This is a genomic window from Burkholderia sp. 9777_1386 (genome assembly GCF_015712265.1).
Taxonomy (GTDB): Bacteria; Pseudomonadota; Gammaproteobacteria; order Burkholderiales; family Burkholderiaceae; genus Burkholderia; species Burkholderia cenocepacia.
The window spans coordinates 173,862-194,625 of the sequence record NZ_JACCQB010000006.1; the positions used below are offsets into that span (position 1 = coordinate 173,862).

Sequence of the window (20,764 nt, forward strand, 5' to 3'; positions counted from 1 at the left end):
GGTTCGCTACAATGGCCGCTGTCATCCTTTTGCAAACAACCTGCCCTTGGACTTCGAGACTCCTCCCGGCCTGTCGGTCGACGTCGGCGGCCAGGGCCAGACGGTGCGCCTGACCGGCCAGTGGACCGCGCTCGCGCTCGCGCGCAATCGCGGCGCCGTGGCGCGCCGCGTCGCGAGCATCGCCACCGGGCGCGTGAGCGAATGGGATCTGTCCGGCATCGAGCGGCTCGACCACGTCGGCGGCCAGGCGCTGTGGCGCGTATGGGGCCGCAAGCTGCCGGCCGGCGTCGCGCTGAGCGCCACGCAGCGCACGATCTTCGAGCGCATCGAGCGGCTCGACAGTGAACGCGAGGCGCCCGAGCGCGTGGTGCGCGTCGATCCCGTCACGCGGCTCGGCCAGGCGATCTTCTCGTTCGGCGAACACCTGCAGGGCGGCATCGCGATGTTCGGCCTCGTGATCCTCGATGCGCTGTCGGTGCTGCGCCGCCCGCAGACGATGCCGTGGAGGGAAACCTCGGCGAACATCTACAGCGCCGGCGCGCAGGCGCTGCCGATCACCGCGCTCGTCGCGTTCCTGATCGGCATCGTGCTGAGCTACCTGTCCGCGCAGCAGTTGCAGACGTTCGGTGCGAACCGCTACATCGTGAACATCCTCGGGCTGTCGGTGATTCGCGAGCTCGGCCCCGTGCTGTCGGCGATCCTCGTCGCGGGCCGCTCGGGCTCGGCGATCACCGCGCAGATCGGCGTGATGCGCGTGACCGAGGAACTCGACGCGATGCGCGTGATGGGCATCCCGCACGGGCTGCGGCTGGTCCTGCCGCGCGTGCTCGCGCTCGGCGTCGCGATGCCGCTGCTCGTGATGTGGACCAACATCATCGCGCTGACGGGCGGCGCGATCGCCGCGAAGTTCGTGCTCGGCATCGACGTCAATTACTTCGTGCGCTCGCTGCCGGGCGTCGTGCCGATCGCGAACCTGTACATCGGCCTCGGCAAGGGCGTCGTGTTCGGCATGCTGATCGCGCTGGTCGCGTGCCATTTCGGCTTCCGGATCAAGGCGAACTCGCAGAGCCTCGGCGAAGGCACGACCACGTCGGTGGTGTCGTCGATCACGGTCGTGATCCTCGCCGACGCGGTGTTCGCGATCCTGTTCCAGAACGTGGGGCTCGGATGAACGCATCGAACGAAACGACCGCGCATGCCGCGGCCATCGGCGCCGGGTCGGTCGGCGCCCGGCCCGACGTGGCCGACGATGCCGGCGACCTCGTGATCGAGGTGCGCAACCTGACCAAGCGCTACGGGCGCAACATCATTCACCAGAAGCTCGACTTCGACGTGCGGCGCGGCGAGATCGTGTCGATCGTCGGCGGCTCGGGCTCCGGCAAGACGACGCTCGTGCGCCAGATCCTCGGCCTGGAGCGGCCGACGTCGGGCACGATCAAGGTGTTCGGCGAGGATACGGCGACGATCGACGACGCCAGCGCGCGGATGATGCGCACGCGCTCGGGGATGCTGTTCCAGCAGGGCGCGCTGTTCTCGTCGATGACGGTGTTCGACAACGTCGCGCAGCCGCTGCGCGAGCTCGGCCGCGTGCCGCCGGACCTGCTGCACGACATCGTGATGCTGAAGCTCGAGATGGTCGGGCTGCCGTGCAAGCACGCGTCGAAGATGCCGGCCGCGCTGTCGGGCGGGATGGTCAAGCGGGTCGGCATCGCGCGCGCGATCGCGCTGGAGCCCGAACTGCTGTTCCTCGACGAGCCGACGGCCGGCCTCGATCCGCAGGCGTCCGACGAATTCGTCGAGCTGATCGCGACGCTGCACCGCACGCTCGGGCTGACCGTCGTGATGGTGACGCACGACCTCGACACGATGGTCGCGCTGTCGACGCGCGTCGCGGTGCTGGCCGACCGCAAGGTGCTGGTCGCCGCGCCCGTCGAGGAGGCCGCGAACGTCGACCATCCGTTCATCCACGAATATTTCCTGGGGCTGCGCGGGCGCCGCGCATTGCAGGCGCTGCCGCCCGAGCGGCGCGCGAAGCTGCCGAAGGCGGCCCTCGAACCGGCGCTGTCGAGCGTCGAGCTGTAGAAGCAAGGAACCCGCGAATGGAAAACAAATCACATGCGTTCTGGGCCGGCCTGTTCACGATCGCGCTGACGCTCGCGATCGCGGGCACCGTGTTCTGGTTCAACGTCGACCGCACCGTGCGCGTGCCGTACGACCTGCTCGCGCGCACCAACGTGACGGGGCTGTTCCCGGACGCGGCCGTGCGCTTTCGCGGCCTCGACGTCGGCAAGGTGCAGTCGATCGGCTTCGATCGCACGCATCCGGGTCAGATCCGGATCCGCATTCTCGTCGATCACGACGCGCCGATCACGCAGTCGACCTACGGCAGCCTCGGCTTCCAGGGCGTGACGGGCATCGCATTCGTGCAGTTGGAGGATACGGGGCGCGATCTGTCGCCGCTGCCGTCGTCGCCGAAGGCGATCGCGCAGATCCCGATGCGGCCGAGCCTGTTCGACCAGATCCAGGAGCGCGGCGACGTGCTGCTGCGGCAGCTCGAACTGGCCGCGAAGAGCGCGAACGCGCTGATGTCGCCCGAGATGCGCGAGCAGTTGCGCGCGACCGCCGAAAGCCTGCAGCACGCGGCCGACGGCGCCGCGACGCTGACGAAGCAGCTCGGCCCGGCGGTCACCGCGCTGCCGGAGACGATGCACGAGGTGAACCGCGCGATGGCGTCGGCGAACACGCTGATGCAGCCGAACGGGCCCCTCGTGTCGAACCTGAACAAGGCCGGCACGGCCGCCGAGCAGGTCGGCGTCGCGCTGAACGGCCTCAATGCGCGCGTGCAGTACGACACGCTGCCGCGCTTCAATGCGCTGGCCGACAGCGTCGGCGACGCGTCGCGGCAATTGAAGGACGTCGCCGGTGAACTCGGCCGCAACCCGCGCAGTCTGTTGTTCGGTTCGCCCGGCGCGGCGCCGGGGCCCGGCGAAGCAGGCTTCGTGTGGCCGGGTGCCACGGCCGAGAAGTGAAGCGCAAACCCATCGAGGGTCCAGCCGGAAACGGCCGGGTCATGACGCCCATCGAAACCGGAAACATCATGCAGGAATACGCCATGCCACGAATCCTTGACCGCGCGCTGCGCCCGGCCGCGGCCGCGCTGGCCGTGCTGACGCTCGCACTGGCGGCCGGCTGCGCCGGCAACGACGCGGTGCTGTCGAACATCCGCTACGACCTCGGGCCTGCGTCGTCGGTGACGACCACCGGTTCGGGCCCCGCGCTGAAGGTGCTCGACGTCGCCGCGCCCGACGCGCTCGACTCGGACAAGTTCGCGTACCGGCTCGCGTACGCGGATGCGCAGCACGTGGCCGTCTATCGCGACAGCCGCTGGACCGCGCCGCCCGCGCAACTGCTCACGCAGCGGCTGCGCGGCGCGCTGTCGTCGCGTGGCACGGTGCTCGAAGGCGCCGACGGCGTGCGTGCGCCGACCCTCAAGGTCGACCTCAGCGAATTCGAACAGGTCTTCGACGGCCAGTCGCAAAGCCACGGCGCGGTGACCGCGCGCGCGACGCTGATGCTCGACGGCAAGGTGCTCGGCCAGCGCACGTTCGTCGCGCGCGCGCCGTCGAGCACGCCCGACGCCGCCGGCGGTGCGCGCGCGCTCGCGGCGGCCAGCGACGAACTCGTGTCGCAGATCGCCGCGTGGGTCGGCGTGCAGGCGTACGCGGGCACGCCGTGACGCAGGCCGTGCAGCCGCGATGAACGTGCCGGGCCCGCATCGCGCGTCACCGCTCGCACGGCAGGCATTTGCCGCCTATGCGGCGCTGATCGTCTATGCGTCGCTGTATCCGTTCGAAGGCTGGGCGGCGCTCGGCATCGGCCCGTTCGATTACCTGTTCGCGCCGATGCAGCGCTACGTGACGACGTTCGACGTGGTCACGAACGTGCTCGGTTATCTGCCGTTCGGCGCGCTCGGCGTGCTCGCGCTGCATCCGCGCTGGCGCGGCGTGGCCGCGACGCTGATCGCGGGCGTGCTCGGCGTGCTGCTGTCGGGCGCGATGGAAGCGCTGCAGACCTATTTGCCGACGCGTGTCGCGTCGAACCTCGATCTCGGCGCCAACGCGTTCGGCGCGCTGCTGGGCGCGGCGCTCGCGGCGCCGGCCACCGGCGCGCTGCTCGACCGCGGCGTGTTGCGCCGGCTGCGCTTCGCGTGGCTGGAAGCCGATGGGTCGACGCCGCTGCTGCTCGCCGCGCTGTGGCCGTTCGCGATCGTGTTTCCGTCGCCGTTCCTGTTCGGCATCGGCGACTGGCCCGCCGCGCTATGGGAGCGCGCCGACGCGTCGATGCAGGATGCAGTGCTCGCGTGGCTGCCGGCCGCCTGGCGCGTCAGCGAATGGCCCGAGCGGGTCGACGGCTGGCTGTCCGATTCGGCGTGGGAAGCCATGCTCGGCGGGCTGATGCTGTTCGCCGCGCTGGCGATCGCGTCGCTCGCGATGCGCCCGCACGCGCCGCGCATCCGGCTGCTGGTCGCGCTGGTGGTCGCCACGCTCGTGCTGAAGGCCGCGGCGACCTTCATGCAGTCGGCCACCGGCCTCGTCGTCGTGTGGGCGACGCCCGGCGCGCGGCTCGGCATCGAGCTCGGCTTCGCGGCGGCGCTCGTCGCCTTGCGCGTGCCGGCGACGTGGCGCGCGCTGCTCGCGGCGCTCGCGCTGCTGGCCGGCGTCGCGCTCGTGAACCTGCTGCCGGTCAATCCGTTCTTCGACTTCACGCTGTCGGGCTGGCGGCAGGGGCGCTACGTGCACTTCAACAGCCTCGCGCGCTGGCTCGCGTGGATCTGGCCCTACGCGGCGCTGATCTGGCTCGGCCAGCGCGTCGAGCACGCGTGGCTGCCGGCCGCGCTGCGCCGCTGACGCCGCAGTCCGGGCCGTGCGGCGGCGGCCGTGCCGCGGGCAGCCGCGTGCGCCGGTCGCTATAATCGTCCGCATCCTCCGTTGCCGCCTCGCGCAACGGCAATCCATCGCCCCTCTTTCCGCACGGCCTCGTGCCGGGCCGCTCGTCACCATCATGGATTCCTACTACCAGCACCACGTCTTCTTCTGCCTGAACCAGCGCGACCCGGGCGCCGAACGTCCGAGCTGCGCGCAATGCGATGCACAGACCATGCAGGAATACGCGAAAAAGCGCGTGAAGGAACTTGGCCTCGCGGGGCCGGGCAAGGTCCGCATCAACAAGGCCGGCTGCCTCGACCGCTGCGAGGAAGGGCCGGTGATGGTCGTGTATCCGGAGGGGACGTGGTACACGTACGTCGATCAGGCCGACATCGACGAGATCGTCGAATCGCACCTGCGCGACGGCAAGGTCGTCGATCGCCTGAAGATCTGAGCGGGCCGGCCGAATGAACGTTCATACGCAGAAATCGCTGATCGCGGGCCCGATCGGCCAGATCGAAATCGCGGTCGACCTGCCCGACGCCGTGCGCGAAGGCGGCGCCGCGCCACGCGGCATCGCGCTCGTCGCGCATCCGCATCCGCTGTTCGGCGGCACGATGGACAACAAGGTCGCGCAGACGCTCGCGCGCACGCTCGTGCAGCTGAACTACGTCGTCTACCGGTCGAATTTCCGTGGCGTCGGCGCGACCGAGGGCGTGCACGACAACGGCACGGGCGAGGCCGACGATCTCCTCGCGGTGCTCGCGCACATGCGCGCGCAGCCCGCGTATGCGGACCTGCCGCTCGTGCTCGCGGGCTTCTCGTTCGGCACCTTCGTGCTGTCGCACGTCGCGAAGCGGTTGCGCGATGCGGGCGAGACGATCGAGCGGATGGTGTTCGTCGGCACGGCCGCGAGCCGCTGGCAAGTGGCCGACGTGCCCGAGAACACGCTCGTGATCCACGGCGAAACCGACGACACGGTGCCGATCGCATCGGTGTACGACTGGGCGCGGCCGCAGGAGCTGCCCGTCGTCGTGATCCCCGGCGCCGAGCATTTCCTCCATCGCAAGCTGCACGTGCTGAAGCGCATCATCGTCGACGCGTGGCGCTAGCCGCCATGCGGGCGTCGGCGTAGGCGCCGGCGGCCCGTACCGCGCATCGGCCCCGGCCGGACGATGCGCGACCCTTCCCGAAACTTCACGCGACAGCGCGCCGCACAGCGCGGTGCGCCGCCTACGGCATCGTGGCGCAACCCGACTTGCACACCGCCTGCGCATGCCTTTCGCGCGGCTTCGAGCGCACGTGCCCGCCGCGTCTCCACGCTATGCTCTCGCAGCCGGTATGCGGGCGTCCGCTGCCAGGTTCGCGAAAACGCCGTTCGCGGCCACGTATAATGGCCGCATTCCGCGTCGCCCGCGGCCCGGCTGGGCCCATGCCGCGCTCGTTTCGCCGCCTGTCCGCCCGCTCGCGACGGCCGCGAACCGAACGCGTCCGCACGAGTCCAACCGGCGCGTTTCGCGTCGCCCGACGGTGTCGGGCGAGTGCCCGACACGCCCGTCGCCTTGCCGTTCAACCCTGCGCGTTTCGCACCGCACTTTCTGCCATCAGCCTGAATCGATCATGCGTCTGTCTTCCCAAGGCCTCAAGTCCCTCGCTTCCTCCATCGCCTTCGGCACCGCCGCGCGCAACGTAGCGCTCGGCGTGATGCTGCCCGTCGCGCTCGCGTCGACGATCGTCGTCGCCGAGGCGAAGCCGGCCGCCAAGGCCAAGGCCGCGCATGCGGCGCCGGCCGCCGAGCAGTTCACCGGCGCGCCCGCGACCTACATGCCGGGCGCGGTGCCGCCGCCGGGCGTGAACGCGCGCTCGTGGGTGCTCGTCGACGCGACGAGCAACACGGTGCTCGCATCGGGCAATGCGGACGAACGCGTCGAGCCGGCATCGCTGACGAAGCTGATGACCGCGTACCTCGTGTTCGAGGCGCTCGACAAGAAGAAGATCTCGATGGAGCAGATCGTCACGCCGAGCGACGCGGTGCGCCGCGTCGGCCGCGACGAGTCGCGCATGTTCATCGAGGCGAACAAGCCGGTGTCCGTGCACGACCTCGTGTACGGGATGATCATCCAGTCGGGCAACGATGCCGCGATCGCGCTGGCCGAACTCGTCGGCGGCAGCGAAGGGCAGTTCGTCACGCTGATGAACGACGAGGCGGCGCGTCTCGGCATGAAGGGCACGCACTTCGCCGACGTGAACGGCATGCCCGACCCGAACCACTACACGACGGCCGGCGACCTCGCGAAGCTGTCCGCGCACCTGATCCGCGATTTTCCGCAGTACTACGGCATCTTCTCGGAGAAGGAATTCAAGTACAACAACATCCGCCAGGGCAACCGCAACCGGCTGCTGTGGCTCGACCCGACGGTCGACGGCCTGAAGACGGGCCATACGCAGGCGGCCGGCTTCTGCCTGATCGCATCGGCGAAGCGCGCGATCCCCGGTGTCGACGGCCAGCGCCGTCTCGTGTCGGTGATGATGGGCGAGCAGAAGGAAAACGACCGCACGCAGGACAGCATGAAGATGCTGAACTACGGCTACAGCGCGTTCGATTCGGTGCGCCTGTTCAAGGGCGGCCAGGCGATCTCGACGCCGCGCATCTACAAGGGCAAGGACAACACCGTGCAGGTCGGCGTGAAGGGCGACCAGTGGGCGACCGTGCCGCGCGGCCTCGGCGACAAGGTCAAGACCGAAGTCGACGTGAACGCGCCGCTGATCGCGCCGCTCGCGGAAGGCCAGCAGGTCGGCACCGTGAAGATCGTCGCCGACGGCAAGACGCTGTCCGAATTCCCGGTCGTCGCGCTGCAGGCCGTGCCGGAAGCGGGTATCTTCGGACGTATCTGGGACTCGATCCTGCTGATGTTCAGCAAGAAGAAGTAAGCACGACGGGCCTTTGTTTTCACGACTTCATCCCCATCTGTCATAGCCATGAGCCAAGCCGAATTCGAACCGATCGTCTACCTCAGCGTCTCGGCGCAGGAGGAACTGGTGCCGCTGTCCGAAGCCCGTGTGCCGGTGCTCGACCGCGGATTCATCTTCGGCGACGGCGTGTATGAAGTCGTCCCCGTTTATGCGCACGACGGCGCGCACGTGCCGTTCCGGATCGAACAGCATCTGGACCGGCTCGCGCGCAGCCTGAAGAAGATCGGCATCGACAACCCGCACGATGCGGCGGGCTGGCGCGCGTTGATCGAGCGGGTGGTCGCGGCGAATGCCGAAGGCCTCGGCGACGGCAACGCGCTCGTCTACCTGCAGGTGACGCGCGGCGTCGCGAAGCGCGGCCACGCGTTCCCGGCGAACGCGGTGCCGACGGTGTTCGCGATGACGAGCCCGCTGCGCCTGCCGTCGGAAGAGGAGCGCGCGAAGGGCGTGCGCTGCGTGACGGCCGAGGACCGTCGCTGGCTGCATTGCGACATCAAGTCGATCTCGCTGCTCGGCAACGTGTTGATGGCGCAGCATGCGGCCGAGCGCGATGCGTTCGAGACGATCCAGCTGCGCGACGAAAACGTGACGGAAGGCTCGTCGTCGAACGTGTGGATCGTGAAGAACGGCGAACTGTTCGCGCCGCCGCGCAGCAACAAGATCCTCGAAGGGATCCGCTACGCGCTGGTCGAGCAGCTGGCCGACGAATGCGGGATCCGGTTCGTCGCGCGCGAGATCAGCGAGGTCGAACTGCGCTCGGCCGACGAGATCATGCTGACGTCGGCCACGAAGGAAATCCTGCCTGTGACGTCGCTCGACGATCTGCCCGTGCAGGGCGGCAAGCCGGGCCCCGTGTTCGCGGCGCTGTATGACGCGTACCAGCGTGCGAAGGCACGCGAGTTTGAACAGTTTGACCTAACCCGGAGAAAATGATGAGCGAACCGACCAAAACCGTCGAGGTCACCGGCGCGATCGAGACCCGGAAGGAGTCGCTGCTGGAGTTTCCGTGCGATTTCCCGATCAAGATCATGGGCAAGGCGCACCCCGAGTTCAAGGACACGATCTTCAAGGTCGTGGCCGTTCACGACAACGAGATCGACGTCGAGAAGATCGAGGAGCGCGCGTCGAGCGGCGGTAATTACACGGGCCTCACGATCACCGTGCGCGCGACGAGCCAGGAACAGCTCGACAACATCTACCGCGCGCTGACCGGCCATCCGATGGTCAAGGTCGTGCTCTAAGGGGCCGTTCCGGTGGCCCGGGATCAGCGCAAACGGCCGCTGATCCCTTTCCATCCTCCCTCCAGCGCGCACTCGGCGGGGCATTTTCCCGCCGCGCGCCGCGCGTCCAGCTCGTCGCACAGCCGCTTGTATTCGGCGACCTCCTCGAACAACCAGGTCCGGAACGCCTGCACGCGCGGCGTGTTGAGCAGCGGCGGCGGACACACGAAAAAATAGTGCCACGGGCTCGGCCCGTCGATGTCGAACAGGCGCACGATGCGCCCGTCGAGCAGGTCGTGGACCGCGAGCGAGCGGCGCACCAGCGCGATGCCCTGGCCCTCGATCGCGGCCAGCAGCAGGTTCGACGAATCCTGGTACAGGATCCCCCGTTTCGGCTCGGTCAGCGTATCGAGCCCGGCCGCGTCGAACCACGGCCGCCACAGCTCGTCGTCCGAGCGCAGCAGCGGGTAGTGCACGAGATCGGCGGGCGTCTGCGGCAGCTTGCCGCCATTCAGCGTCGGCGCGCAGGCCGGAAAGAACACCTCCTCGAACAGCGGCTCCACGTGCAGCCCCGGATAGCTGCCGAAGCCGAAGCGGATCGCCAGATCGACGTCGTCGCGCGCGAAATCGGTGAGCGAGTTGGTCGACTGCAGTTCGACGTCGATTTCCGGATGCCGCTCGATGAACGTGCCGATGCGCGGCGTGATGAAGCGCGCGGCGAACGACGACAGCATCGACACCACCAGCCGCCGGTCGCGGTCGCTCGCGCGCACGTCGCGCGTCGCGTCGGCGATCACCATCAGCGCGGTGCGGATCTGCTGCGCGTACCGCATGCCGGCGTCGGTCAGGCACAGCCGCTTGCCGTTGCGCGTGAACAGCTGCACGCCGAGCTCTTCCTCGAGCGCGCGCACCTGGTGGCTGACCGCGCCGTGCGTGACGAACAGCTCGTCGGCGGCGCGCGAGAAGTTCTCGTGGCGCGCGGCGGCTTCGAACGCGCGAATCGCGTTCAGCGCGGGGAGCTGGCGGAGGTCCATTTGCTAATTTTCCTCACATCGACGTGAAAATTGGTCGTTTGGTCGGACGCCTTCGAGTGACTACGATTGTAGCCATCGGAGCACTTATTGGCGGAGTCGATCATGCAAGAAATCTCTTCAAGCATCACCTTCGAAATTCCCCCGGGCGAGACCGTGCCGATGAGGGTGCAACGCAGCACGCGGCTGGTCGTCCAGTGCGGGCCGGTCTGGGCGACGCGCAGCAACGACGTCGACGACTACTTCCTGGCCGACGGCGAGACGCTGAAGCTGCGCCGCGGCGAGCGGCTGTGGCTCAGCGCGGAAGGCCGCGAGGGCGCGTGCGTCGCGTTCTCGGTGTCGCGGCCGCCGCGGGAAGTCGCGCTCGGCGGGCTGACCCGGCTGCGCCAACGCGTGAGCGCGCTGTTCCATGACGGCTGGCGCACCGTCTGACCATCATTTCATCCGACGGATACCGGCGATCCGTCCCCCTCCCCAGGCCGGCGAGACCCACGGGTTTTCGGTAAACTACCGCCCATGTCCGTTTCGCCGGTTTCCATCGTGTCCACGCCTGTCGCCGTTTCCGCATCGCCCGCCGGAGCCCCGGATCAGCCGGTCCAGCCGGTCACCGTGCGCTGGCGGGGCAGCGAGGCGTACGAGGCGAGCTTCGACGCGATGCGCGCGTTCACCGATACGCGCACGGCCGACACCGGCGACGAGATCTGGGTGGTCGAGCATCCGCCCGTCTACACGCTCGGCCAGGCCGGGGACCCGGCGCACCTGCTGGTGGCCGACAGCGGCGTGCCGCTCGTGAAGGTCGACCGCGGCGGACAAATCACTTACCACGGCCCCGGCCAGATCGTCGCCTACCTGTTGCTGGACCTGCGCCGGCGCAAGCTGATGGTGCGCACGCTCGTGACGAAGATCGAGGAGGCCGTGATCGAAACCCTCGCGGCGTATAATCTCGCTTCGGTCCGCAAGGCGGGCGCGCCGGGGATCTACGTGGCATCCGGCGTGCACGAGGGCGCGAAAATCGCGGCCCTCGGCCTGAAGATCCGTAACGGCTGCAGCTATCACGGGCTGAGCCTGAACGTGAAGATGGATCTGCGCCCGTTTCTTGCGATCAACCCGTGCGGCTATGCCGGACTGGAAACCGTCGACATGGCGAGCCTCGAGGTTGCCGCCGACTGGAACGACGTCGCCCGCACGCTGGTGCGCCGTCTGATCGCCAACCTCGACGGCGCATCCGCGGCCGCCGACAAGCCGCACGCACTGGAACAATCGAATGACTGACGTTACCGCTTCTCCCGCACCGGCCGATACGGCCGCGACCCCTGCCTACGATCCGACCGCCAAGCAGAAGGCGCAGGCGAAGACGGCGCGCATCCCGATCAAGGTCATTCCGATCGAAAAGCTGAAGAAGCCCGAGTGGATTCGCGTGAAGGCGGCCACCGGCAGCTCGCGTTTCAACGAGATCAAGACGATCCTGCGCGAGCACAACCTGCACACCGTGTGCGAGGAGGCGAGCTGCCCGAACATCGGAGAATGCTTCGGCAAGGGCACCGCGACGTTCATGATCATGGGCGACAAGTGCACGCGCCGCTGCCCGTTCTGCGACGTCGGCCACGGTCGTCCCGATCCGCTCGACGCCGACGAACCGAAGAACCTCGCGCGCACGATCGCGGCGCTCAAGCTCAAGTACGTGGTGATCACGAGCGTCGACCGCGACGACCTGCGCGACGGCGGTGCGGCTCACTTCGTCGAGTGCATCCGCGAAGTGCGCGAGCAGTCGCCGGACACGCGCATCGAAATCCTGACGCCGGACTTCCGCGGCCGTCTCGACCGCGCGATCTCGATCCTGAACGCCGCGCCGCCGGACGTGATGAACCACAACCTCGAAACGGTGCCGCGCCTGTACAAGGAAGCGCGCCCGGGTTCGGACTATGCGCACTCGCTGAAGCTGCTGAAGGACTTCAAGGCGCAGCATCCGGACGTCGCGACGAAGTCGGGCCTGATGGTCGGCCTCGGCGAGACGGAAGAGGAAATCCTGCAGGTGATGCGCGACCTGCGCGCGCACGACGTCGACATGCTGACGATCGGCCAGTACCTGCAGCCGTCCGAGCACCACCTGCCGGTGCGCGCGTACGTGCATCCGGATACCTTCAAGATGTACGAGGAAGAGGCGTACAAGATGGGCTTTACGCACGCGGCCGTCGGTGCGATGGTGCGTTCGAGCTATCACGCCGATCTGCAGGCGCATGGGGCCGGGGTGGTCTGAGCATCGCACACGCCTCCATCTGCAGCAGTCCCGAGCAGTCGAAAAAAGCCCGCAGCGATGCGGGCTTTTTCGTTGGCGCGGCGGTTGCCCGCGCCCGCGCACGGCAATCGGCACCCGATCGGACGTGCAATCCGGTCGAGCGTGGAAAGCAAAGCTGAAACGGCATCGATAGCTTCGCAGGATAAGTTCGCTCCCGCCGCGCGCAAAGCTCGTAAAGTCGGCTCTCCCGCAGCAATGCCCGCATTCCGAAGGAGAGCCGCATGTCCCGTTTCAGCTTCATCCGCCGCGCCGTCGTCGCGCTGACCGCCTTTGCCGCGCTCGGCGCGGCGCACGCCGAATCGCGCGAAGTCGTGATCGCGTACCAGGACATGGTCGTGCCGTGGCGCTACGCGCAGGCGAGCGGTGAAGTCGAAAAGGCGACCGGCTACAAGGTCACGTTCCGCAAGCTCGACAGCGGCGCCGACGTGATCCGCGCGCTCGCGTCGGGCTCCGTGCAGCTCGGCGAGGCGGGGTCGAGCCCGATCGCGGCCGGCCTGTCGCAAGGGCTCGACATCTCGCTGTTCTGGGTACTCGACAACATCAACGACGCCGAGGCGCTCGTCGCGCGCAACGGCTCGGGCGTGACCAGCATCGCCGCGCTGAAGGGCAAGAAGATCGGCGTGCCGTTCGTGTCGACGTCGCACTTCCATACGCTCGTCGCGCTGCAGGCCGCGGGCGTCAATCCGAACGACGTGAAGATCGTCAACCTGCGTCCGCCCGAAGTCGCGGCGGCGTGGGCGCGCGGCGACATCGACGCGACCTATATCTGGGATCCGGTGCTCGCGAAGGTCAAGCAGTCGGGCACGGTGCTGACGACGTCCGGCCAGGTTGCGAAGGAAAGTGGCAAGGCGACCTTCGACGGCTTCGTCGTGAGCCGCAAGTTCGCGCGCGAGAACCCCGAGTTCGTCACGCGTTTCGTGAAGGTGCTCGCGGCGGCAGACGCCGACTACCGCGCGCATGCGGCGGCGTGGAAGGTCGGCTCGCCGCAGGTCGCGGCGGTGGCGAAGGTGTCCGGCGCGAACGCGCAGGACGTGCCGGCCAGCCTCGCGCTCTACGCATTCCCGACGGCGGCCGAGCAGGCATCGCCGACGTGGCTCGGCGGCGGCGCGCAATCGGGCGCCGCGAAGTCGCTCGCGGCCACGGCCACGTTCCTCAAATCGCAAGGCACGATCCAGACGGTGCTGTCCGACTATTCGGCCGGCGTCGATCCGCAGTTCGTGCAGAAGGCCGCGCGCTGAGCGCGGCCATTCAGCCCACTCATCGCGGAGCCCCGATCATGAGCACGCTGGAAGTCCGTCAGGTATCGGTCGCCTATCCGGGCGAACGCGGCAGGCCGACGACGCAGGCGCTCGCGCAGGTCGACCTGCGCATCGATGCCGGTGAATTCGTCGTCGCGCTCGGCGCGTCCGGGTGCGGCAAGACCACGCTGCTGAACTGCATGGCCGGCTTCGTCGCACCGACGACGGGCGATGTGCGGGTCGACGGCGTGCCGGTCACGGGCCCCGGCGCCGATCGCGGCGTCGTGTTCCAGAAATACGCGCTGCTGCCGTGGCTCGACGTGCTCGACAACGTCGCGCTCGGACTGCGCTTCGCGCGCGTGTCGAAGGCCGAACGCGATGCACGGGCGCGCGAGATGCTCACACTCGTCGGCCTCGAGCGTCATGCGCGTGCGCGCGTGTACGAGCTGTCGGGCGGGATGCAGCAACGCGTCGGCATCGCGCGTGCGCTCGCGAGCGACCCGCGCGTGCTGCTGATGGACGAGCCGATGGGCGCGCTCGACGCGATGACGCGCGGCACGATGCAGGCGCTCGTGCTCGACGTGTGGGCGCGCACCGGCAAGACGGTGTTCTTCATCACGCACGACGTCGAGGAGGCGTTGTTCCTCGCGACGCGTCTGATCGTGATGACGCCGGGCCCCGGTCGCGTTGCCGAAACCTTCGAGCTGCCGTTCGCGCGGCGCTACGTCGAATCGCGCGATGCGCGCGCGGTGAAGTCGTCGCCGGACTTCATCGCGTGGCGCGAGCGGTTGATCGCGTACCTGCATCGCGACGAGGCGGCGGCGGAGCCCGCGTGATGAGTGAACTCGCACGGCACGGGGTGGCCGTGGGGCGCGGCCGGAACAGCACTTTGCACAGGCAGGACAGCATGAGCACACAGGATTCTTGGACGGCCGATCGTGCGGCCGCCGATTTCGAACGGGACGATCGCACGCCGCGTCGGGCGGCGCAGCGCCGTGCGCCGTCGTCGCGCCGTTACCGGTTGCCGGGGCAGGGGAAGACGGCCGGGTTGAGCGCCGCGACGGTCGCGGCGCTGGCCGTGCTGTGGTGGGTCGCGACGCATCTGCAGTGGCTGCCGCCGCTGTTCCTGCCCGCGCCGGAAGCGGTGTGGACCGCGTTCGTCGATGCGTGGCACGGCCGCATCCAGGGCGGCCTGCCGTTGTCCGACCATCTGTTGTGGAGCGCGGCCCGCGTGTTCGGCGCGTTCGCGCTCGCGACCGCGATCGGCGTGCCGGCCGGCATCCTGATGGGCGTGAGCCGCATCGCACGCGGCGTGCTCGATCCGCTGCTGGAGTTCTACCGGCCGCTGCCGCCGCTCGCGTATCTGCCGCTCGTCGTGATCTGGTTCGGCATCGACGAGACGGCCAAGCTCGTCGTGATCTTTCTCGCGTGCTTCGCGCCGATCGCGATGGCCGCGCGCGCCGGCGTGCGTGCTGCAACCGTCGAGCAGATCAACGCCGCGTATTCGCTCGGCGGCAGCTTCGCGCAGATCGTGCGCCATGTCGTGCTGCCGGCCGCGCTGCCGGAAATCCTCACCGGGCTGCGGATCGCGATCGGGTTCGGCTGGACGACGCTCGTCGCGGCCGAGATGGTCGCCGCGACGGCCGGGCTCGGGCAGATGGTGCTCAACGCGTCGAGCTTCCTGCGCACCGACATCGTCGTGATGGGCATCCTGCTCATCGGCGCGATCGCGTGGCTGTTCGATCTCGCGATGCGGTGGGTCGAGCGGCGGGTGGTGCCGTGGAAGGGGAGAGGGTGACGTCACACTGACGGCACGGGCAACGGGCGCGTACGCGCCGCCCGCGCCTTTCACGCTCAATCGCCCATCGCGATCCCTTCGCGTCGCGGATCCGCGCCGCCGAACCACACCGTCTGCCCCTGCACGTTCAGCCGCTGGATTCCCTGCAGCCCCGAGTTCATCTCGACGATCTGCACGTCGTGCCCGCGTCCCTTCAACCCGTCCACGAGCGCGTCCGACACGCGGCCCCGTTCGAGCTGCGTCGGCCCGTTCATCGACCCGAAGTTCGGTAGCGCGATCGCCTGCTGCATCGTCATGCCCCAGTCGAGCACGCCGACCAGCGTCTTCGCGACGTGATTGATGATCGCCGGGCCGCCGGCCGAGCCGACGATCATCGTCACCTGCTTCGTCTTCTTGTCGAACACGAGCTCCGGCGACATCGCCGAGCGCGGCCGCTTGCCCGGCTGCACGCGGTTCGCGACCGGCCGGCCGTTGTCGTTCGACACGAACGAGAAATCGGTGAGCTGGTTGTTCAGCATGAAGCCGCGCACCATCAGCCGCGAGCCGAACGCGTCCTCGATGCTGGTCGTCATCGACAGCGCCTGGCCGTAGCGGTCGACGATCGCGATGTCGGAGGTCGACGGCCATTCGGGGCTGCGGTCATCGGCCATCGCGAGCGTCGCACCCTGCGGCGTGCCGGCCTGCGCGACGCCCATGCTGGTGTCGCCGATCAGCCGCGCGCGCTGTGCGAGATAGGTCTTGTCGGTGAGGCTCGCCCAGGTGCCGCCCGGCAGCGGCACGAAATCGGGATCGGCCACGTAGCGTGCACGGTCCGCATACGCGAGGCGCCCGGCTTCGCTGAACAGGTGCGCGGCGAACGGCGTCGGCTCGTAGCCGACGTCGTTGCGCACCGGCTTCTGCGCGCCGATCTGCTGCCAGTCGGGCATCGCTTCGAGCATGCCGAGCATCTGCGCGATCGCGAGGCCGCCCGACGACGGCGGCGGCATCCCGCACACGATCGAGCGCCGGTAGTCGGCGCACAGCGGCGCGCGGACCTTCGCCTTGTAGCGCGCGAGATCCTGCAGCGACAGCAGCCCCGGGTTGGTCGGGTGCTTGCGCACCTTCGTGACGATGTCGCGTGCGATCGAGCCGCTGTAGAACGCGTTCGCGCCGCGGTCGGCGACCTGGCGCAGCACGGTCGCGAGCGCCGGGTTCTTCAGCACCGTGCCGGCGGCCTTCGGGGTGCCGTCCGCGTTGTAGAAGTACGCGCGGGCCGCCGGGTCGTTCTTCAGGTACTTGTCGTTCGCGATCAGCATCGCGAGCCGCGGGCTGATCGTGAAGCCGCGCTCGGCGAGCCGGATGGCGGGCTGGAACAGCCGGCGCCACGGCAGCTTGCCGTGCGCGCGGTGCGCGGCGTCGAGCATGCGCAGCACGCCCGGCGTGCCGACCGAGCGCCCGCCGACGACACCTTCGTAGAAGCTCATCGGCTGGCCGGTCGGCCCGTAGAACAGCCGGTCGGTCGCGGCGGCCGGCGCGGTTTCGCGGCCGTCGTACGCCTGCGTTGCACGGCCGTCGAAGTACAGCATGAACGCGCCGCCGCCGATGCCCGACGATTGCGGCTCGACGAGCGCCAGCACCATCTGCGTCGCGATGGCCGCGTCGATCGCGGTGCCGCCGGCCTTCAGCATGTCGTAGCCGGCTTGCGTCGCGAGCGGGTTCGCGGCCGCGATCATGAAATGCTGCGAGGTCCAACCCGACTTGTCCGTCCAGCCGGACGACAGTTCGGGCGCGTGAACGCCCGGCAGCGGGACGGCCGCGCCCGATGCGGCGGTGACCGGGACGACGGCGCCCGATGGCGCGGACGGGGACGTGCAGCCGGCGTTGAACGCGACGAGCGCGACGGCGGCGAGCAGCGTCCAGGGACGCGAATACGGACGAATCCGGTCGAACATTGAACCCTCGGCAGCAGTGAATTCGAAGGAGACGGCGGCGTGGACGTCGGCGCGGGCGCAACGGCGCTGCCCGCCCCGGCGCGCTATTGTCGCCGCGCGCCCGGCGGCTTGTCATCCGACAGGAAACCCTGACGCATCCCGCCGGGCCCGCCCCGGCCGGTCTTTCCGGCCTGTTCGAGGATGAACTCTATGAACGTCGAGGTCGCGCGCGTGTGGTGGCGATTCGGCATGTACAGCATGTACATGTGGGTGCCGAAGATGCTGAGCCGGTACGCGTCGAGCGACGTGACGACGGCGCCGTGCCGCAGGTCGTCCTGCATCACGTAGTCGGGCACGATGCCGACGCCGATCCCCGCGAGGATCGCCTGGCGCAGGAACAGGAAGTTCTCCGAAATCAGCGTCGGTTCGAGCAGCACCTCGTGGCGTTCGTCGCCGAGATAGGCGGCGATGCGGAGCTGCCGGCCCATCACCGTCGCGGTGACGACCGGCGCGGCGGCCAGCGCGCCGAGGCTCGCCGGCATCCCGTGCGCGGCCGCGAACGCGGGCGACGCGCACGCGACGTAGCGCACCGCGCCCATGTCGCGCGCGACCAGGTTCTGCGGCGGCTCGGACATCACGCGGATCGCGATGTCGACTTCGTCGCGCATCAGGTCTTCCACGCGATTCTCGAACACCACGTCGAGCACGATGCCCGGATGCCGCCGCTTGAACGCGAGCAGCCATTCGGACATCACGATCTGCCCGTAGCCGCTCGGCACCGACAGCCGCACGCGGCCCTGCAGGTCCTGCCCGAGCGTCGTCACCGATTCCTGCGCGGCGAGCAGTTCGTTGCGGATGCGCCGGCCGTGTTCGTACAGCTTCAGCCCGATCTCGGTCGGCTCCATGCGCCGCGTCGTGCGCCGCACCAGTTGCTGGCCGATCGAGCGCTCGAGCTGGTTGAGCCGGTAACTGACGTTCGCCCGGCTCATCTTGAGCCGCTGCGCGGCCTTGCTGAGATTGCCGGCGTCGAGGATCTCGACGAGCAGCGTCAGCGCGTTCAGGTCCATGCCCGTGTTCTCCTGATCCGGCCCTTTTAACGGTCGGAAAGCATCCAGTGTCAAGTCAGACTTGACAGCTTGTAAAGGCGTGCGGGAATTGTCAATGAATCTCGATCAATCGAGAATCGGGTCATGCCTGCTGCATCGACAGCTTCGACAGGAGACGCCATGAATTCCCCCGCCACGCCCCCAACCGGCACCGTCACGCGCGAGCGGCGCGACAAGGTGCTCGTCGTCACGATCGACCATCCGCCCGTCAACGCGCTGTCCGCCGACGTGCGGCGCGGCCTCGCCGACGCGATCGACGCCGCGCAGGCCGACGACGCGATCCGCGCGGTGCTGATCGTCGGCGCCGGCCGCAACTTCATCGCGGGCGCCGACATCCGCGAATTCGGCAAGCCGCCGGTGCCGCCGTCGCTGCCCGACGTGTGCGAGCGGATCGAGTCCGGCACGAAGCCGGTCGTGGTCGCGCTGCACGGCGCGACGCTCGGCGGTGGCCTCGAAGTCGCGCTGGCCGCGCATTACCGGCTCGCGGTGCCCGGCGCGAAACTCGGGCTGCCCGAAGTGACGCTCGGCCTGCTGCCCGGCGCGGGCGGCACGCAGCGCGCGCCGCGCCTGATCGGCGCGAAGGCCGCGCTCGACCTGATGCTGACGGGCCGTCATGCGAGCGCGGAGGAAGCGCTCGCGCTCGGCCTCGTCGATCGCGTCGCGCACAGCGACGACACGCTCGCCGAAGGGCTCGCCTATGCGCAGGAACTCGTGTCGCTCGGCGCACCGGTGCGCCGCACGCGCGATGCGCAGGGCCTGGCGGACCGCACGGCCGCGCAGGCGGCGATCGACGCGGCCCGCGCCGAATTGCCGAAGAAGTCGCGCGGCCTGTTCTCGCCGGCGAAGATCGTCGACGCGGTCGAGGCCGCGCTCACGCAGTCGTTCGACGCGGGAATGAAGTTCGAACGCAGCCTGTTCCTGCAATGTCTGGACAGCCCGCAGCGCGCGGGCCTCGTGCATGCGTTCTTCGCGGAACGCGAGGCGGCGAAGGCGCCCGAGGCGCGACGCGCGAGCGCACGGCCGGTCGGGCGGATCGGCGTGGTCGGCGGCGGCACGATGGGCGCGGGCATCGCGGTCGCGGCGCTCGACGCCGGGCTGCCGGTGACGATGATCGAGCGCGACGAAGCCTCGCTCGCGCGCGGCCGGGCGCACGTCGAGAAGGTGTACGACGGCCTCGTCGCGAAAGGGCGGATGACGCCCGCCGCGCACGCGGCGCGCCTCGCGCGCTTCAAGGGCAGCACGTCGTACGACGCGCTCGCGCAGGTCGACGTCGTGATCGAAGCCGTATTCGAGGACATGGCCGTGAAGCAGGCCGTGTTCGCCGAACTCGCCCGCGTGTGCAAGCCGGGCGCGGTGCTCGCGACCAACACGTCGTATCTCGACATCGACGCGCTCGCCGCGAGCATCGACCGGCCGGCCGACGTGATCGGCCTGCATTTCTTCTCGCCGGCCAACGTGATGAAGCTGCTCGAGATCGTCGTGCCGGCGCGCGTGAGCCCGGACGTCGTCGCGACCGCGTTCGCGCTGGCCCGGCAGTTGAAGAAGACGCCGGTGCGCGCGGGCGTATGCGACGGCTTCATCGGCAACCGGATCCTCGCCGTCTACCGGACGGCGGCCGACTACCTGATGGAAGACGGCGCGTCGCCGTACCAGATCGATCGCGCGGTGCGCGAATTCGGCTTCCCGATGGGGCCGTTCCAGGTCGTCGACCTCGCGGGCGGCGACATCGGCTGGGCGACCCGCAAGCGCCGCGCGGCGACGCGCGATCCGAATGCGCGCTACGTGGAGATTTCCGACCGGCTGTGCGAGCGCGGCTGGTTCGGGCAGAAGACCGGCCGCGGCTACTACCTGTATCTGGACGGCGCGCGCGTCGGCACGCCCGACCCGGAAGTCGACGCGATCGTCGCGGAAGAACGCGCGAAGAAGGGCATCACGCCGCGCACGTTCACCGACGACGAGATCCTGCGCCGCTACCTCGCCGCGATGATCAACGAAGGCGCGAACGTCGTGCACGAGAAGATCGCGCTGCGCCCGCTCGACGTCGACGCGGTGTTCCTGCACGGCTACGGCTTCCCGCGCTATCGCGGCGGCCCGATGCACTACGCGGACACGCTCGGCCTCGCGAACGTGCTCGCCGACATCCGCACGTTCGCGAAGGACGATCCGCTGTTCTGGAAGCCGTCGCCGCTGCTCGTCGATCTCGTCGCGCGCGGCGCGGATTTCGCGAGCCTGAACCACATCGACTGAACGCCAACCGCATTTGCCAC

At 69.1% G+C, this 20,764-nt stretch carries 20 protein-coding genes; 17 read left to right on the forward strand and 3 right to left on the reverse strand.

Annotated elements, in window-relative coordinates; translation table 11 throughout:
• Positions 1–46: 46 nt before the first annotated feature.
• From H0X91_RS07790 to H0X91_RS07835, 10 genes are all read left to right on the forward strand, one after another.
• Positions 47–1,171: an MlaE family ABC transporter permease gene (locus H0X91_RS07790; protein ID WP_012492376.1), complete on the forward strand. Its 1,125-nt coding sequence runs from the start codon at positions 47–49 to the stop codon at positions 1,169–1,171.
• Complete coding sequence (locus tag H0X91_RS07795; protein ID WP_058901840.1) at positions 1,168–2,082, forward strand: ABC transporter ATP-binding protein; 915 nt, start codon at positions 1,168–1,170, stop codon at positions 2,080–2,082. Before H0X91_RS07790 ends, H0X91_RS07795 begins: the two co-directional genes overlap by 4 nt.
• A 17-nt stretch (positions 2,083–2,099) precedes the next feature.
• Positions 2,100–3,029, forward strand: a complete 930-nt coding sequence (locus H0X91_RS07800; RefSeq protein WP_058901839.1) for an MlaD family protein — start codon at positions 2,100–2,102, stop codon at positions 3,027–3,029.
• An 83-nt stretch (positions 3,030–3,112) separates the two neighbouring features.
• Positions 3,113–3,736, forward strand: coding sequence for an ABC-type transport auxiliary lipoprotein family protein (locus tag H0X91_RS07805; protein ID WP_011546311.1), 624 nt, complete (start codon positions 3,113–3,115; stop codon positions 3,734–3,736).
• Between the two features lie 19 nt (positions 3,737–3,755).
• Positions 3,756–4,907, forward strand: coding sequence for a VanZ family protein (locus H0X91_RS07810; protein WP_006499070.1), 1,152 nt, complete (start codon positions 3,756–3,758; stop codon positions 4,905–4,907).
• A 154-nt stretch (positions 4,908–5,061) separates the two neighbouring features.
• Positions 5,062–5,379, forward strand: coding sequence for a (2Fe-2S) ferredoxin domain-containing protein (locus H0X91_RS07815; protein ID WP_006485233.1), 318 nt, complete (start codon positions 5,062–5,064; stop codon positions 5,377–5,379).
• 13 nt (positions 5,380–5,392) lie between these two features.
• The gene (locus tag H0X91_RS07820) at positions 5,393–6,037 is read left to right on the forward strand and encodes an alpha/beta hydrolase (protein ID WP_006485236.1); all 645 of its coding nucleotides are present in this window, start codon (positions 5,393–5,395) and stop codon (positions 6,035–6,037) included.
• Between the two features lie 508 nt (positions 6,038–6,545).
• On the forward strand, positions 6,546–7,856 hold the full coding sequence (locus H0X91_RS07825; RefSeq protein ID WP_006485243.1) for a D-alanyl-D-alanine carboxypeptidase family protein: 1,311 nt from the start codon (positions 6,546–6,548) through the stop codon (positions 7,854–7,856).
• A gap of 48 nt (positions 7,857–7,904) precedes the next feature.
• Positions 7,905–8,831 (forward strand): D-amino acid aminotransferase, encoded by a 927-nt coding sequence (locus H0X91_RS07830; RefSeq protein WP_006485237.1) that lies wholly within the window; start codon positions 7,905–7,907, stop codon positions 8,829–8,831.
• A complete protein-coding gene (locus H0X91_RS07835; RefSeq protein ID WP_011546305.1) occupies positions 8,831–9,139 on the forward strand; it encodes an HP0495 family protein in 309 nt (102 codons plus the stop codon). The genes H0X91_RS07830 and H0X91_RS07835 overlap by 1 nt, the downstream gene beginning before the upstream one ends.
• Positions 9,140–9,162: 23 nt before the next feature.
• On the opposite strand, the gene H0X91_RS07840 is transcribed toward H0X91_RS07835, so the two are convergent.
• Positions 9,163–10,152 (reverse strand): transcriptional regulator GcvA, encoded by a 990-nt coding sequence (locus tag H0X91_RS07840; RefSeq protein WP_006485238.1) that lies wholly within the window; start codon positions 10,150–10,152, stop codon positions 9,163–9,165.
• A 102-nt stretch (positions 10,153–10,254) separates the two neighbouring features.
• Between H0X91_RS07840 and H0X91_RS07845 the strand changes: the two genes are divergently transcribed.
• The 6 genes from H0X91_RS07845 (at position 10,255) to H0X91_RS07870 (ending at position 15,481) form a co-directional block, all read left to right on the forward strand.
• A complete protein-coding gene (locus tag H0X91_RS07845; protein ID WP_006485239.1) occupies positions 10,255–10,581 on the forward strand; it encodes a DUF2917 domain-containing protein in 327 nt (108 codons plus the stop codon).
• 84 nt (positions 10,582–10,665) lie between these two features.
• Positions 10,666–11,421, forward strand: a complete 756-nt coding sequence (lipB, locus tag H0X91_RS07850) for a lipoyl(octanoyl) transferase LipB (protein WP_080331297.1) — start codon at positions 10,666–10,668, stop codon at positions 11,419–11,421.
• Positions 11,414–12,406, forward strand: a complete 993-nt coding sequence (gene lipA, locus H0X91_RS07855) for a lipoyl synthase (RefSeq protein WP_006485242.1) — start codon at positions 11,414–11,416, stop codon at positions 12,404–12,406. Before lipB ends, lipA begins: the two co-directional genes overlap by 8 nt.
• Positions 12,407–12,666: 260 nt before the next feature.
• Entirely contained in the window at positions 12,667–13,683 is a 1,017-nt protein-coding gene (gene tauA / locus H0X91_RS07860) for a taurine ABC transporter substrate-binding protein (protein WP_006485234.1), read from the forward strand.
• A gap of 38 nt (positions 13,684–13,721) precedes the next feature.
• The gene (locus H0X91_RS07865) at positions 13,722–14,519 is read left to right on the forward strand and encodes a taurine ABC transporter ATP-binding protein (protein WP_062911159.1); all 798 of its coding nucleotides are present in this window, start codon (positions 13,722–13,724) and stop codon (positions 14,517–14,519) included.
• The gene (locus tag H0X91_RS07870; RefSeq protein WP_059723985.1) at positions 14,519–15,481 is read left to right on the forward strand and encodes an ABC transporter permease subunit; all 963 of its coding nucleotides are present in this window, start codon (positions 14,519–14,521) and stop codon (positions 15,479–15,481) included. Before H0X91_RS07865 ends, H0X91_RS07870 begins: the two co-directional genes overlap by 1 nt.
• A 56-nt stretch (positions 15,482–15,537) precedes the next feature.
• On the opposite strand, the gene ggt is transcribed toward H0X91_RS07870, so the two are convergent.
• Entirely contained in the window at positions 15,538–17,412 is a 1,875-nt protein-coding gene (ggt, locus tag H0X91_RS07875) for a gamma-glutamyltransferase (RefSeq protein ID WP_062911160.1), read from the reverse strand.
• A gap of 83 nt (positions 17,413–17,495) precedes the next feature.
• Positions 17,496–18,458 carry a LysR family transcriptional regulator gene (locus H0X91_RS07880; RefSeq protein WP_006485246.1) on the reverse strand — a complete coding sequence of 321 codons (963 nt, stop codon included), beginning with the start codon at positions 18,456–18,458 and terminating at the stop codon, positions 17,496–17,498.
• A 159-nt stretch (positions 18,459–18,617) separates the two neighbouring features.
• On the opposite strand from H0X91_RS07880, the gene H0X91_RS07885 reads away from it, so the two are divergent.
• Positions 18,618–20,744: a 3-hydroxyacyl-CoA dehydrogenase NAD-binding domain-containing protein gene (locus H0X91_RS07885; protein ID WP_062911161.1), complete on the forward strand. Its 2,127-nt coding sequence runs from the start codon at positions 18,618–18,620 to the stop codon at positions 20,742–20,744.
• Positions 20,745–20,764 lie beyond the last annotated feature (20 nt).

Bases quoted from the DNA above. Each gene is read 5' to 3' on its own strand.
- H0X91_RS07795 (WP_058901840.1), top strand. From the start codon at position 1,168: ATGAACGCATCGAACGAAACGACCGCGCATGCCGCGGCCATCGGCGCC.
- H0X91_RS07800 (WP_058901839.1), top strand. From the start codon at position 2,100: ATGGAAAACAAATCACATGCGTTCTGGGCCGGCCTGTTCACGATCGCG.
- H0X91_RS07805 (WP_011546311.1), top strand. From the start codon at position 3,113: ATGCCACGAATCCTTGACCGCGCGCTGCGCCCGGCCGCGGCCGCGCTG.
- H0X91_RS07810 (WP_006499070.1), top strand. From the start codon at position 3,756: ATGAACGTGCCGGGCCCGCATCGCGCGTCACCGCTCGCACGGCAGGCA.
- H0X91_RS07815 (WP_006485233.1), top strand. From the start codon at position 5,062: ATGGATTCCTACTACCAGCACCACGTCTTCTTCTGCCTGAACCAGCGC.
- H0X91_RS07820 (WP_006485236.1), top strand. From the start codon at position 5,393: ATGAACGTTCATACGCAGAAATCGCTGATCGCGGGCCCGATCGGCCAG.
- H0X91_RS07825 (WP_006485243.1), top strand. From the start codon at position 6,546: ATGCGTCTGTCTTCCCAAGGCCTCAAGTCCCTCGCTTCCTCCATCGCC.
- H0X91_RS07830 (WP_006485237.1), top strand. From the start codon at position 7,905: ATGAGCCAAGCCGAATTCGAACCGATCGTCTACCTCAGCGTCTCGGCG.
- H0X91_RS07835 (WP_011546305.1), top strand. From the start codon at position 8,831: ATGAGCGAACCGACCAAAACCGTCGAGGTCACCGGCGCGATCGAGACC.
- H0X91_RS07840 (WP_006485238.1), bottom strand. From the start codon at position 10,152: ATGGACCTCCGCCAGCTCCCCGCGCTGAACGCGATTCGCGCGTTCGAA.
- H0X91_RS07845 (WP_006485239.1), top strand. From the start codon at position 10,255: ATGCAAGAAATCTCTTCAAGCATCACCTTCGAAATTCCCCCGGGCGAG.
- lipB (WP_080331297.1), top strand. From the start codon at position 10,666: ATGTCCGTTTCGCCGGTTTCCATCGTGTCCACGCCTGTCGCCGTTTCC.
- lipA (WP_006485242.1), top strand. From the start codon at position 11,414: ATGACTGACGTTACCGCTTCTCCCGCACCGGCCGATACGGCCGCGACC.
- tauA (WP_006485234.1), top strand. From the start codon at position 12,667: ATGTCCCGTTTCAGCTTCATCCGCCGCGCCGTCGTCGCGCTGACCGCC.
- H0X91_RS07865 (WP_062911159.1), top strand. From the start codon at position 13,722: ATGAGCACGCTGGAAGTCCGTCAGGTATCGGTCGCCTATCCGGGCGAA.
- H0X91_RS07870 (WP_059723985.1), top strand. From the start codon at position 14,519: ATGAGTGAACTCGCACGGCACGGGGTGGCCGTGGGGCGCGGCCGGAAC.
- ggt (WP_062911160.1), bottom strand. From the start codon at position 17,412: ATGTTCGACCGGATTCGTCCGTATTCGCGTCCCTGGACGCTGCTCGCC.
- H0X91_RS07880 (WP_006485246.1), bottom strand. From the start codon at position 18,458: ATGGACCTGAACGCGCTGACGCTGCTCGTCGAGATCCTCGACGCCGGC.
- H0X91_RS07885 (WP_062911161.1), top strand. From the start codon at position 18,618: ATGAATTCCCCCGCCACGCCCCCAACCGGCACCGTCACGCGCGAGCGG.